A 13,158-nucleotide genomic window follows, 5' to 3' on the forward strand; every position below is an offset into this window, starting at 1 on the left:
CCTACCGACCGCAACCGGATTCGGCCGGTGGGCGCGCCTGCTGGTGCCTCAGAGCCAGCCGCTGCGCTTGAACGCCACGAACAGTCCGACGCAGGCGCTGATCATGACGGCGAGGATGACGAAGTAGCCGTAGTAGAACTCGCTGCCGCCGACGTTGAACGACGCGGTGAGCTCGGGCATGCGCTCGAAGTTCATGCCGTAGACCCCGGCCAGCATCGTCGGCACCGCGGCGATCGCGACCCACGCCGAGATCTTGCGCATGTCGTTGTTCTGCTGCACCGACACCTGCGCAAGGTGCGCGCTCAGCACGTCGGTGAGCAGCCGGTCGTAGGCCTCGACGTGGTCGACGACGCGCAGCAGGTGGTCGTTGACGTCGCGGAAGAACGGCGCGGCCTCCTCCGGCACGTGCCGGCTGTGGATCAGCCGCTTCAGCGGCTCGACGAGCGGCTGCGCGGCGCGGCGCACCTCCAGCACCTCGCGCTTGAGCGAGTACAGCTGCATCACGTCGACCGACAGGTCGGGGTCGAACACCCGCTGCTCGAGCTGGGTGAGGTCCTCGGCGAGCTCGCTGTCGATGCGTTCGTACTGGTCGACGACCTCGTCCATCACCTTGTGCAGCACCGCGACCGGGCCGTGCTCGAGCAGCTCGGGGGTGTGCTCCAGCGACCGCCGGATCGCCGACAGCGGCGAGTGCTCGCCGCGCCGCACGGTGAGCACGAAGTGCGGCCCGACGAACAGCATGATCTCGCCGGTCTCCACCTGCGACGTCGCCTCGGTGTAGCTCAGCGTCTTGAGCACCACGAAGATCGTGTCGTCGTACAGCTCGATCTTCGTACGCTGGTTGCCGGTGATCGCGTCCTCGACCGCGAGCGGGTGGAGCCGCAGCTCGTCCTGCACCAGCGCGAACTCCCGCTCGGTCGGGTCCTTCAGGCCGATCCACAGGAAGTCGTTGGCCTTGCTCGTCGCCAGCCGCTCCAGCTCGTCGCTGAGGTCGCCGCAGCTCATCCGCTTGCCGTCGCGATAGACGGCCTGGTCCACGATCACCGGCCTATGTCACCACATCGCGGGCGGCGCCCGTCCGCACCAGCCGGGCGCGGACGTACAGTGTCGCCGTGGCCACCGTCCTGCTCGTCCGCCATGGCCGGACCACCGCCAACTCCTCGGGCGTGCTCGCCGGCTGGACCGAGGGCGTGGGGCTCGACGAGACCGGTCGCGAGCAGGTCGCGACGCTCGCCGGGCGCCTGCGCGACGTGCCGGTCGCGCGCATCGTGTCCAGCCCCCTGCAGCGCTGCCAGGAGACCGCCGCCGTGCTCGCGCAAGGTCGCGACGGCGTAACCGTCGAGTCGGCCGACCAGCTGGGGGAGTGCCGCTACGGCGGCTGGACCGGCCGGCCCATCAAGGAGCTCGCGCAGGACCCGCTGTGGAAGGTCGTGCAGCGCCAGCCGTCGGCCGCGACGTTCCCGCCGGACGAGACCTACGCGCACGAGTCGCTGACCCAGATGAGCTCGCGCGCCGTCGAGGTCGTGCGCCGGATCGACCGCGATGTCGAGGAGGCCCACGGCTCGTCGGCCGTCTGGGTCGCGGTGTCGCACGGCGACGTCATCAAGGCGCTGCTCGCCGACGCGCTCGGGATGCACCTGGACTCCTTCCAGCGCATCGTCGTCGCGCCGGCGTCGCTGTCGGTCGTGCGCTACACCCCGCACCGCTCGTTCGTGCTGCGCAGCAACGACAACGGTGCGAGCGTGACCGACCTGGTGCCGGCGCCCGAGGAGGCGGCGAGCTCCGACGCGACGCCGGGCGGCGAGACGGGCACGTCCGCCGGCGACCCGGGCGCGCCCGCCGGCGACCCGGGTGGCCGTACCGGCTCGACCCGCGGCGCGGATTAGGCTCGGACCATGCCCTTGATCGAGTACGTCCGGCCCGACCGGTTCGTCGCGGGCACCGTCGGCCCGCCCGGGCAGCGCACGTTCTTCCTGCAGGCCGAGCAGGGACCCCGGGTCACGTCGGTCTCGCTGGAGAAGCAGCAGGTCCAGGTCCTCGCCGAACGCGTCGAGGAGCTGCTCGAGGAGGTGCCGGCCTCCTCGGCCGCCGACCCCGAGGACAACGCGCCGCTGAGCGCGCCGATCGACGACGAGTTCCGCGTCTCCACGCTCAGCCTCACCTGGGACGGCGAGCAGCAGGCCGTGATCATCGAGTGCTACGACGCGGAGGTCGAGCTGGAGCCCGACCTCGAGGGCGAGGGCGTCATCGAGGTCACCCCGCCCGACACCAACGTGCTCAAGGTGTCGCTGAGCGCCTCGGCCGCGCGCGAGTTCGTCCGCCGGTCGCTCGCGATGGTCGCGCAGGGCCGGCCGCCGTGCCCGTTCTGCGGCGGTCCGCTCGACCCGACCGGTCACATCTGCCCCCGCGCCAACGGCTACAAGCGCTGACCTTGGCCCTGCTGCGCGAGCTCGCCGACGGCGAGCTGGAGATCGAGGGTCGGCTGCTCGACGCCTCGAACCTCGCGCTGCGCGTGTGGGTGGGGGAGTCGCGCACGAGCGCGATCTACAAGCCCGTCCGCGGAGAGCGCGAGCTGTGGGACTTCCCCGACGGGACGCTCGCCGCCCGCGAGCGCGGGTCGTACCTCGTCTCCCGGGCCGGCGGCTGGGACCACATCCCCGAGACCGTGCTGCGCGACGGGCCGCTCGGCCCGGGCTCGGTGCAGCGCTGGGTGGGGCCGCTGGAGTCGACCGTGGTCGACCTGCCCGTGGGCCTCGTGCGGCTCGACGCGGTGGACGAGGTGCCGGAGGACTACCTGCCGGTGGTGGGGGTCGAGCTCGGTGACGGAACGCCGATGGCGGTCTCGCACGCCGACGAGGACCAGCTCGCCTCGCTCGCCGTGCTCGACGCGGTGCTCAACAACGCCGACCGCAAGGCCAGCCACCTCATCGAGGACGGCGACCGGCTCTGGGCGATCGACCACGGCGTCACGCTCAACACCGCGACCAAGCTGCGCACGGTGCTGTGGGGGTGGGCCGGCGACCCGCTGCGCGAGGCGGACGTGGAGCGGCTGCACCGGCTCGAGGCGGCGCTGTACGACGGGCTCACCGACGAGCTCGCCGACCTCATCACCGCGGCCGAGATCGACGCCCTCGGCGCGCGGGTGGAGCGGCTGCTGGCGAGCGGGGTGTTCCCCGAGCCGGACGGCGTACGCCACCCGCTCCCGTGGCCGTTGTGGTGACGGTGCGCGGGTGGGCGCGGCGCGGCTGAGCGCGCCGCACACGGTACGCGGTGCGCCGCCCACGGTGTTGCGCCGCTCACACCCGGGCCGCTTCGGGGCACCGAGGCGCGGGTTCGTCGGTGTCGAGCCGTAGGCTCTCGACACGTGGAGTCCTGGCCCGCCCCGTCCGTCCCCGCCCTCGCCGATGCAGCGCCGGCGCTGCGGCTGCACGACACCGCGAGCGGGACGCTGCAGCCGGTCGAGGGGAGCGACGGCACCGCGCGGATCTACGTCTGCGGCATCACCCCCTACGACGCCACCCACCTCGGGCACGCCGCGACCTACGTGACGTTCGACCTGGTCGGCCGGCTGCTGCGGGCGAACGGCCTGCGCGTGCGCTATGCGCAGAACGTCACCGACGTCGACGACCCGCTGTTCGAGCGGGCGGCGCGCGACGGCGTCGACTGGCGCGACCTCGGCCGCGAGGAGGTGCAGCTCTTCCGCGACGACATGACCGCCCTGCGCGTGCTGCCCCCGGACGCCTACGTCGGGGTCGAGGAGTCCATGCCCCGGCACGCGGCGCGGGTGAGCGAGCTGATCGAGTCGGGCGCGGCGTACCTCCTTCCGCTGCCGGACGGCGAGGCCGCGCAGGCGAGTGACGCCGCTCGGCCCGGCGACGAGCCCGGCCACGACGTCTATCTCGATCTGGCGCGCTGCCCGGACTTCGGCCACCTCAGCGGCTGGACGCGCGAGCAGATGCTCGACGTCTACGCCGAGCGCGGCGGCGACCCCGACCGCCCCGGCAAGCGCGACGTGCTCGACCCGCTGCTGTGGCGGGCCGCGCGCGACGGTGAGCCCTCGTGGCCGGGCCCCGACGGCGCCGGACCCGGCCGGCCCGGGTGGCACCTGGAGTGCACGACCATCGCCCTGGACGAGCTCGGCCCGGGCTTCGACGTGCAGGGCGGCGGCACCGACCTGGTCTTCCCGCACCACGAGATGAGCGCGGTGCAGGCCGAGGCGCTGCCGGGGTCGCCCGCCTTCGCGCAGGTCTACTCCCACCAGGCGATGGTCGGTTATGACGGCGCGAAGATGAGCAAGTCGCTCGGCAACCTGGTGCGGGTGTCCGACCTGCGCGCGCAGGGCGTCGACCCGATGGCAGTCCGGCTGGTGCTGCTCGACCAGCACTACCGGCAGGAGTGGGGCTACACCGACGAGCTCCTCTCGGCGGCGCAGGCCCGCCTGGACCGGTGGCGTGAAGGACTGCTCGGCCACCCGGCGTGCGACCGCGCGCTGGTCGCCACCGTCGCCGAACGGCTGGCCGACGACCTCGACAGCCCCGGCGCCCTCGCGGCGATCGACCGGTGGATCGGGGAGCACCCCGACGGCGCCGACGACGGCTCGGACGTCTCGGTGGCGGACGCCGTCGACGCGCTGCTGGGCGTCGAGCTGCGACCCGAGGGCTGAACCGGGTAGCAGCACGGCCAGAGCCCTCACGACTGCGGCGCGTTGCGCCGCGCCGCACCCTGCCGCCCGCGCCTCCGACGCCGCCACGGGTCGAGCCGCCGCCGGCCCCCGCCCGGCACCTCCTCGGCGGTGAGCGGCGCCGGGTCCTGGACGCCTTCGATCAACCCGGCAAGGCCGGCCTCCAGCCGTGAGATCTGCGCCCCGGGCTCTGCCGTGTCGGCCGGGTCGTCATAGCGCGCCGGATGCGTCGAAACCTCTTGTCCTGTAAGGGTTTTCCAGCGCAGCTCACCGGCCGGTCCGGGCGTGACCGTCCACCACCGCCGCGTCTTGGGGTTGTGGTGGCCGCGGTGCAGCGCGATCAGGTTGTCGGGGTGGGTCGCGCCATCGGCCGGGCGTTCGGCGCCGGCCTGCCACTCGCGCACATGGTCCAGGTCGGCACCCACGGCGGAGTACTCGCACCCGGGGGCGCGGCACCGTCCGTCGCGGGCGATGACGTACTCACGCATGGCCCGCGTCGGCACGTAGCTGCGCGTCGTCTCGATCGCCGTGCCGGACGCCGGATCGGTGACGATGCGGCGCAGCGTGGACCCTGCTTGCACGGCGACGCGGCGCACCTGCGCGGCGGTGAGGAATCCCCGACCCGGTGCCTCGGCCACGCGGTCGTCGAGGCCGAGCAGGGTGGACAGCGAGACCACCACGTGCACCCGCCCCGGCGGCGCGTCACCCAGCAGCTGGTCGTCGGGCACCGTGCCGTGGACGAGCAGGTCGGTGGCGAGGTCGGAGCGCAGCTGTGCCAGGGTGCGCGGGTCGCCGGCCTGGCGGGCGGTGCGGGCGAGACCATCGATGCGCTCGTGCGCCGCGAACACCCGGTCGGCCTCGGCGCTGAGGTCGAGGTAGGCCATGCCGTGGTCGCCGGGCGACACCTTCACCTCACGTCGGGAGCGGGCCTGCGCCTGCACCCGGTCCGCGTCGCGGTCGGGCGGCAACGCCGAGGCCACCGACCGCGCCAGCCGCTTGCGGAACGTGTCCTGCGAGACGCCGCCGAGCTCGACGAGAGCCGCTGTCTCCGAGGCGAATCCGTCGGGTACGCCCTCGTTCGCGTGCCCGGCGCGGTCACCGGGGCGGTCGTCGGGGCGGTCGTCGCGGCACTCGGTGGGGCCGGGGTCCGTGGTGGAGAACCGCGGGAACGTGCGGTGCCCTCCCACCCGGGGATCCGTGGCGTCGGTCGCGGTCCCGTCGATGGGCCGCAGGGTCGAGCGGGCGACCTGGTCCGCCGTGAGCGGGTCGAGGTGCTTGGTCTCCTTCAGGACCGTGCTCGCCCGGTGCAGGGTGGTGGTGCCGCTCGCGACCCGGGCGCGCAGGTATCCCGCGCGCTCGTCGGTCGCCGACGCCAGCGCGACCCGCTCGAGGCACTGGGTGATGGGCAGCCCCGTCAGCAGCTGCAGCTCGGTGGCGACGGCGGTCCGCGCCAGGGCGCCGCGCGCCTTCCTGCGGGACGTCGGATCGCGTTGCCCCAGGTCGAGATCGGGATCGCACTCGACCGCGGCGAGCAGGCGCCGGGTGCCCTCGAGCTCGATCGACTCGGCCCAGGACTGCACACCGCGCGCGACCCGGATGAGCTGTCCGGCAGCCCTGCGCGCCTCGGCCGGGTCGTCGAGCGGGTCGGGCCCGCCCGCCACCACCGTCGGCCCGTGCAACGGGTTCGACCGGGGGAGGATGCTCCGCCTCGGCGGGCCGGCCCCGTCGCGCGCACCGACTCCACGTCGCGTGGCGTCTGCGTCGCTGACCGCCGGACGCTCGGCGATCGCGTCGATCGCCTGGACCAGCCAGTCGACGACGTGGTCGGGCAGCCCGTCGAGCGACACCACCCGCGCCGGCAGCACGAAGCTCGGCTCGACCGTGTCGACCAGGTCCTGAACGCTCATCGCACCTTCCCCTGTCTGCGCCGGCGCTGCCCCCGAGACCCGTTGTCGTGCAGTGACGGCGCCGCGTTCCGTACGTCTGTTCGAAGACTAGGTGCGACCACCGACAAGCCCCCGAAACAGTCCTACGAGACCTGTCGACCCGCGGCCTTGCCCGGCTGTCCGCATGGTTCGGACAGCGCCCGGCAGCAGCGGCCTCGGTCTTGCGTCGCTCCCGAGCCAGGTGGGTGTCCGCATGGTTCGGACAGGCTGCCGAACATCCCGGGCGGCGCAGGGGAGGCCTGTGCGGGGTGGCCCTGTCGGTGGCCGGGCCTAGCGTCGTGCCATGGCACTCACCATCGACATCGACGCCGGGCGTACGGCGCTCGTGGACTCGATCGACAGCCTGCTGGGGGTGATCGACGGCCTGAGCGAGTACGACCTGTTCGCCCCGTCGCGGTGTCACGGCTGGTCACGCCTCGACGTCGTCACGCACCTGGTGTTCGGCGGCACCGAGATCCTGATGGGCCTCGCGAGCCGCAGCGACGATCGCCCGACGGTCGACGCGGCGAGCTACTGGCGGTCCTACGCGCAGCTCACGAGTGACGACGACCCGGTGGAGGAGCTGATGGCGCAGCGGCGCCGCGCGATGAGCTATCGGCGGCCGGACTCGGTGCGGGCGCACCTGCGCGACGTGTTCGGGGCCGTGCGCACCGGGGCCGTGGCGCTCGACGACCGGCACGTCACCTGGCAGGGGCAGACGTTCACCGCCGGTGACTTCGCCGCGAGCTGGGCGGTCGAGCACGCCGTCCACCACCTCGACCTGCGCCTCGACGACCCGCCGGCGCCCACGGCCCTGCGGCTGGCCCGGGCAACGGTCGACGCGCTGCTGTCGGTGCCCACGCCGCCCACGTGGGACGACACAAGAGCGGTGCTGATCGGTGCCGGGCGGCTGCCGGCCGCGGACGACGGGCCGCACCCGGACGAGCTGCCGGCGCTCGGCTGAGGCGGTTCAGCCGTGGTCGTCGTCCCGCCGCCGCAGGTATCGCTCGAACTCGCGCGCGATCGCGTCGCCGCTGGCCTCGGGCAGCTCGGTGGTGTCCTGCGCCTGCTCGAGCGACTGGACGTACTCCGCGACCTCCTCGTCGGACTGCGCCAGCTCGTCGACGCCGTGCTCCCACGCGCGCGCCTGCTCGGGGAGATCGTCGTGACCGATGAGCGTGTCGAACAGCTCCTCGAGCCGGGTGAGCAGCGCCAGGGTCGCCTTGGGCGAGGGGCTGCCACCGGCGTAATGAGGCACCGCGGCCCAGCACGACAGCGTGGCCAGCCCGGCCTGGTGCGCGGCGTCGACGACGACGCCGACGATGCCGGTGGGGCCTTCGTACTGGCTCGCCTCGAGGTCGTAGCGCTGCCGGGTCTCCTCGTGCTCGGAGGTCACCGTCACCGGGATGGGCCGGGTGTGCGGCACGTCGGCGAGCAGTCCGCCGAGGGTGATGAGCGTGCCGACCTCGCACTCGGTCGCCAGGTCGATGAGCTCCTGGGTGTAGGTCATCCACCGCATCGACGGCTCGATGCCCTGCACCAGCAGCACGTCACGGTCGAGCGGGGTGTCCTGGGCCAGCAGGATGCGCGTCGTGGGCCAGCGGACCTTGCGCTCGCCGCCCTCCTGGACGGTGCGCGGCCGGTTGACCTGGAAGTCGTAGTAGTCCTCCGGGTCGAGCGCGGCTACGGGCTCGGCACCCCAGGTGCGGGCCAGGTGGGTGAGCGTCGCGGAGGCGGTCTCGCCGGCGTCGTTCCACCCCTCGAACGCCGCGATCATGATCGGGTCCCGCAGCTCGGGCAGGTCCTCCAGCTGGATCACGGCGGGCGTCCTCCTCGGGTGAGCGGTGCAGGGCACCACCCTAGGCCGATCCGACCCGTGGTCCGTGCGGCAACCGCGGCGGCGCGCCTCGTAGCATGGCGGGGTCCCCGAGCCGGAGGTCTTCTTGCCCACCGCGACCCCCACCGCGACCGACGCCGCGACGCCCCCTGGGGCGGCGAGCCAGTCGCCCGACAGCCAGTCGCCCGACCAGGCGTCCCGCCAGCCCGACCGCACCGACGAGCTGCGCGAGCTGCTCGGTCGGCGCATCCTCGTGCTCGACGGCGCGATGGGCACGATGATCCAGCGGCACAAGCTCTCCGAGGAGGACTACCGCGGCGAGCGTTTCGCCGACTGGCCCTCCGACCTGCGCGGCAACAACGACCTGCTGTCGCTCACCCAGCCCGACCTCGTCCGCGCGATCCACCGCGACTACCTCGAGGCCGGCTCGGACATCATCGGCACCAACACCTTCAACGCCCAGGTCATCTCGATGGCCGACTACGGCATGGAGGAGCTGTCCTACGAGCTCAACCTCGCCTCCGCGCGCCTTGCCCGCGAAGCCGCTGACGAGATGACGGCGAGCACGCCCGACCGCCCGCGGTTCGTCGCCGGGTCGCTCGGCCCGACCAACCGCACCGCGTCGATCTCGCCCGACGTCAACGACCCCGGCAAGCGCAACGTCTCGTTCGACGAGCTGGTGGACGCCTATCTGGAGCAGGCCCGCGGCCTGGTCGACGGCGGGGCCGACCTGCTGGTCATCGAGACGATCTTCGACACGCTCAACGCCAAGGCGGCGATCTTCGCGGTCGAGACCCTCTTCGAGGAGGCCGGGCGCCGTTGGCCGGTCGTCATCTCCGGCACCATCACCGACGCCTCCGGCCGCACCCTGTCGGGGCAGACGACCGAGGCGTTCTGGAACAGCGTCCGTCACGCGCGGCCGCTCGCGATCGGCCTCAACTGCGCGCTGGGTGCCGAGGACATGCGCCCGTACGTCGCCGAGCTGGCCCGCGTCGCCGACACCTTCGTCTCGTGCTACCCCAACGCCGGCCTGCCCAACGCGTTCGGCGAGTACGACGAGACGGCCCAGCAGATGGGCGACGTCGTCGAGGGCTTCGCCCGCGACGGGTTGGTCAACCTGCTCGGCGGGTGCTGCGGCACCGCGCCCGACCACATCGCCGAGATCGCGCGGCGGGCCGAGCAGCACGCGCCGCGCAAGCCAGAGACGGTCGCCTCGGCCTGCCGGCTGTCCGGGCTGGAGCCGCTGACCATCGACGAGGACTCGCTGTTCGTCAACGTGGGGGAGCGCACCAACATCACCGGGTCGGCCCGCTTCCGGCGGCTGATCAAGGAGGGCGACTACCCCACGGCGCTCAACGTCGCCCGCCAGCAGGTCGAGGCCGGCGCGCAGGTCATCGACGTCAACATGGACGAGGGCATGATCGACGGCGTGGAGGCGATGGACCGCTTCTGCAAGCTGATCGCGAGCGAGCCCGACATCTGCCGCGTGCCCGTGATGGTCGACTCCTCCAAGTGGGAGGTCATCGAGGCAGGCCTGAAGTGCGTGCAGGGCAAGTCGATCGTCAACTCCATCTCGATGAAGGAGGGCGTCGAGCCGTTCCTCGAGCACGCGCGCCTGTGCCGCAAGTACGGCGCGGCGATCGTGGTCATGGCGTTCGACGAGCAGGGCCAGGCCGACACCCTGGAGCGGCGCAAGGAGATCTGCGCGAAGGCGTACGAGCTGCTCGTCGAGGAGGTCGGCTTCCCTGCCGAGGACATCATCTTCGACCCCAACATCTTCGCCGTCGCGACGGGCATCGAGGAGCACGCGAACTACGGCGTCGACTTCATCGAGGGCACCCGGTGGATCAAGCAGAACCTGCCGGGCGCGCTGATCTCCGGCGGCGTCTCGAACGTGTCGTTCAGCTTCCGCGGCAACAACCCGGTGCGCGAGGCGATCCACGCGGTCTTCCTGTTCCACGCCATCCAGGCCGGCATGGACATGGGCATCGTCAACGCCGGCGCGCTGGTGGTCTACGACGAGATCGACCCCGAGCTGCGCGAGCGCATCGAGGACGTCGTGCTCAACCGGCGACCCGACTCGACCGAGCGGCTGCTGGAGATCGCCGACCGGTTCAACACCAGCGGCGACGAGCAGACCGAGCAGCAGCAGGACGCCTGGCGCGACCTGCCGGTGCGCGAGCGGATCACGCACGCGCTGGTGAAGGGCATCGACGAGCACATCGAGGCCGACACCGAGATCATGCGGGCCGAGCTCGAGGAGGCCGGCGAGCCGCCGCTGACCGTCATCGAGGGCCCGCTCATGGACGGGATGGGCGTGGTCGGCGACCTGTTCGGCGCCGGCAAGATGTTCCTCCCGCAGGTCGTGAAGTCGGCGCGGGTGATGAAGAAGGCCGTCGCCTACCTCATCCCCTACATCGAAGCCGAGAAGGAGCGCACCGGCACCGCCGGCCAGAAGGCCAAGGGCACCGTCGTCATGGCGACGGTCAAGGGCGACGTGCACGACATCGGCAAGAACATCGTGGGCGTCGTGCTGCAGTGCAACAACTACGAGGTCATCGACCTCGGCGTCATGGTGCCGGCGCAGAAGATCCTCGACGCGGCCAAGGAGCACGACGCCGACATCATCGGGCTGTCCGGGCTGATCACCCCCTCGCTGGACGAGATGGTCGGCTTCGCCGAGGAGATGGAGCGCCAGGGCCTGTCGATGCCGCTGCTGCTCGGCGGCGCGACCACGTCCAAGGCGCACACCGCGGTGCGCGTCGAGCCGAAGTACAGCGGCCCCGTCGTGTGGGTCAAGGACGCCTCGCGCTCGGTGCCGACGGTCTCCACGCTGCTGTCCGACGAGCGCCGGCCGGCGCTGCTGGAGCAGCTCAGGGGCGAGTACGACTCGCTGCGCACCCGCCACGCGGCCAAGAAGAACGACCGGCCGCTGCTGTCCTACGACGACGCGCGCGAGCGGCGCACGCCGATCGAGTGGGAGGACTACCGCCCGTTCCGGCCGCACCTGCTCGCCCAGCAGGAGCGCGACTTCCACGAGGGGCCGCGACCCACGCACGAGCCGACGGCGTACACCCGCACCTGGCACGACTACCCGCTGGCCGAGCTGGTCGACTACATCGACTGGCAGCCGTTCTTCAACGCGTGGGAGATGAAGGGCAAGTTCCCCGACATCCTCAACAACCCCGCGTCCGGCGACGCCGCCCGCAAGCTGTACGACGACGCGCGCCGCATGCTCGACCGGCTCGTCGAGGAGAAGTGGTTGCGTGCCAACGCCGTGATCGGTCTGTTCCCGGCCAACGCGGTCGGTGACGACATCGAGATCTACACCGACGAGTCGCGCACCGAGGTGCGCACGACCCTGCACCACCTGCGCCAGCAGGGGCAGCACCGCGAGGGCATCCCGAACCGTTCGCTCGCCGACTTCGTCGCCCCGAAGGACAGCGGCCTGCGCGACTACGTCGGGGCGTTCGCGGTCACCGCCGGGCTCGGCGCGTCGGAGAAGATCGCCGAGTTCAAGGAGCAGCTCGACGACTACAGCGGGATCCTGCTGGAGTCGCTCGCCGACCGGCTGGCCGAGGCGTTCGCCGAGCGGATGCACGAGCGGGTGCGCCGCGAGCTGTGGGGGTTCGCCTCCGACGAGCGGCTGAGCAACGAGGAGCTCATCGCCGAGGACTACCGCGGCATCCGCCCCGCGCCGGGATACCCCGCCTGCCCCGACCACACCGAGAAGGAGCTGCTCTGGCAGCTGCTCGACGTGCAGGAGCAGACCCAGATCGAGCTCACCGAGTCGATGGCGATGTGGCCGGGCGCCGCGGTCAGCGGCTGGTACTTCTCCCACCCGCAGTCGCAGTACTTCGTGGTCGGCCGGCTCGGTCGCGACCAGGTCGAGGCCTACGCCGAGCGCAAGGGCTGGACGCTGGCGCAGACCGAGAAGTGGCTCGCGCCCAACCTCGGATACGAGCCCGAGGACTGATGACCACACGCCGGTCGAGTAGGCGAGGAACGAGCCGTATCGAGACCCCCCGCACACCCGCGGCCGTGCTGTGGGACATGGACGGCACGCTCGTCGACACCGAACCGTTCTGGATCGGGGCCGAGCGAGCGCTGGTCGAGAGCTACGGCGGCACCTGGAGCGACGAGCTGGCGCACCGTTGCGTCGGCAACCCGCTGCTGGTGTCGGCCACGATCATCCGCGACAACAGCCCGGTCGAGCTGACGCCGGAGCAGATCGTCGACCACCTGCTGGGACTGGTCGTCGCCGAGATGCGCCGCCACGTGCCGTGGCGGCCGGGAGCGCGCGAGCTGCTGGAATCCCTTGTGGCAGAAGGGATCCCGTGCGCGCTGGTGACGATGTCGTACGTCCGGTTCGCGCAGGTGCTGCTCGACGTGCTGCCCGCGGGGACCTTCGCGACCGTGGTCACGGGCGACGCGGTGACGCACGGCAAGCCGCACCCCGAGCCCTACCTCACCGCGGCCGAGCGGCTGGGGGTCGACCCGCGCGACTGCATCGCGCTGGAGGACTCGCCGCCGGGCGTACGCTCGGCCGTCGCCGCCGGCGTGCCCACCGTCGCGGTCCCGCACGTGGTGCCGGTGCCGGCGCTGGCCGGGGCGGTGCAGGTCACGACGCTGGACGGGGTGACCCCGCAGGGTCTTGCCCGTCTGGTCGCGACCGCCACCGCCCCGGCCGAGCGCTGAGCCCGGTTACGCGCTGA

General features: G+C 72.3%; 10 protein-coding genes. 7 read left to right on the forward strand and 3 right to left on the reverse strand.

The annotated features are described in order from the left end of the window. Window positions 1-48 precede the first annotated feature (48 nt). Window positions 49-1,044, reverse strand: a complete 996-nt coding sequence (locus FB554_RS05755) for a magnesium and cobalt transport protein CorA (protein WP_142005096.1) — start codon at window positions 1,042-1,044, stop codon at window positions 49-51. A 68-nt stretch (window positions 1,045-1,112) separates the two neighbouring features. On the opposite strand from FB554_RS05755, the gene FB554_RS05760 reads away from it, so the two are divergent. The 4 genes from FB554_RS05760 to mshC all read left to right on the forward strand — a co-directional run bounded on the left by FB554_RS05760 (window position 1,113) and on the right by mshC (window position 4,663). Continuing rightward, window positions 1,113-1,886 (forward strand): MSMEG_4193 family putative phosphomutase, encoded by a 774-nt coding sequence (locus tag FB554_RS05760; RefSeq protein ID WP_142005097.1) that lies wholly within the window; start codon window positions 1,113-1,115, stop codon window positions 1,884-1,886. A 9-nt stretch (window positions 1,887-1,895) separates the two neighbouring features. After that, window positions 1,896-2,429: a DUF3090 domain-containing protein gene (locus FB554_RS05765; protein ID WP_142005098.1), complete on the forward strand. Its 534-nt coding sequence runs from the start codon at window positions 1,896-1,898 to the stop codon at window positions 2,427-2,429. Between the two features lie 2 nt (window positions 2,430-2,431). After that, on the forward strand, window positions 2,432-3,220 hold the full coding sequence (locus FB554_RS05770) for an SCO1664 family protein (RefSeq protein WP_236022296.1): 789 nt from the start codon (window positions 2,432-2,434) through the stop codon (window positions 3,218-3,220). 144 nt (window positions 3,221-3,364) lie between these two features. Further along, window positions 3,365-4,663, forward strand: coding sequence for a cysteine--1-D-myo-inosityl 2-amino-2-deoxy-alpha-D-glucopyranoside ligase (gene mshC / locus FB554_RS05775; RefSeq protein ID WP_142005099.1), 1,299 nt, complete (start codon window positions 3,365-3,367; stop codon window positions 4,661-4,663). 26 nt (window positions 4,664-4,689) lie between these two features. Here the strand turns inward: mshC and FB554_RS05780 are convergent, their stop codons facing one another. Continuing rightward, window positions 4,690-6,588 carry an HNH endonuclease signature motif containing protein gene (locus tag FB554_RS05780; protein ID WP_142005100.1) on the reverse strand — a complete coding sequence of 633 codons (1,899 nt, stop codon included), beginning with the start codon at window positions 6,586-6,588 and terminating at the stop codon, window positions 4,690-4,692. Window positions 6,589-6,910: 322 nt separating this feature from the next. Between FB554_RS05780 and FB554_RS05785 the strand changes: the two genes are divergently transcribed. Beyond that, complete coding sequence (locus tag FB554_RS05785; RefSeq protein ID WP_142005101.1) at window positions 6,911-7,570, forward strand: maleylpyruvate isomerase N-terminal domain-containing protein; 660 nt, start codon at window positions 6,911-6,913, stop codon at window positions 7,568-7,570. Between the two features lie 6 nt (window positions 7,571-7,576). On the opposite strand, the gene FB554_RS05790 is transcribed toward FB554_RS05785, so the two are convergent. After that, window positions 7,577-8,425: a PAC2 family protein gene (locus tag FB554_RS05790; RefSeq protein ID WP_142005102.1), complete on the reverse strand. Its 849-nt coding sequence runs from the start codon at window positions 8,423-8,425 to the stop codon at window positions 7,577-7,579. A gap of 241 nt (window positions 8,426-8,666) precedes the next feature. Here FB554_RS05790 and metH point away from each other — a divergent pair, with 241 nt between their 5' ends. Beyond that, window positions 8,667-12,419 (forward strand): methionine synthase, encoded by a 3,753-nt coding sequence (gene metH / locus FB554_RS05795; protein ID WP_236022445.1) that lies wholly within the window; start codon window positions 8,667-8,669, stop codon window positions 12,417-12,419. Then, entirely contained in the window at window positions 12,419-13,141 is a 723-nt protein-coding gene (locus FB554_RS05800) for an HAD family hydrolase (RefSeq protein WP_142005104.1), read from the forward strand. The genes metH and FB554_RS05800 overlap by 1 nt, the downstream gene beginning before the upstream one ends. Window positions 13,142-13,158: the final 17 nt, after the last annotated feature.

Source organism: Barrientosiimonas humi, from assembly GCF_006716095.1.
Lineage (GTDB): Bacteria > Actinomycetota > Actinomycetes > Actinomycetales > Dermatophilaceae > Barrientosiimonas > Barrientosiimonas humi.

Excerpts from the sequence above, each read along its gene's own strand:
- FB554_RS05765 (WP_142005098.1), top strand. The coding sequence starts at position 1,896 with ATGCCCTTGATCGAGTACGTCCGGCCCGACCGGTTCGTCGCGGGCACC.
- FB554_RS05780 (WP_142005100.1), bottom strand. The coding sequence starts at position 6,588 with ATGAGCGTTCAGGACCTGGTCGACACGGTCGAGCCGAGCTTCGTGCTG.
- FB554_RS05785 (WP_142005101.1), top strand. The coding sequence starts at position 6,911 with ATGGCACTCACCATCGACATCGACGCCGGGCGTACGGCGCTCGTGGAC.
- FB554_RS05800 (WP_142005104.1), top strand. The coding sequence starts at position 12,419 with ATGACCACACGCCGGTCGAGTAGGCGAGGAACGAGCCGTATCGAGACC.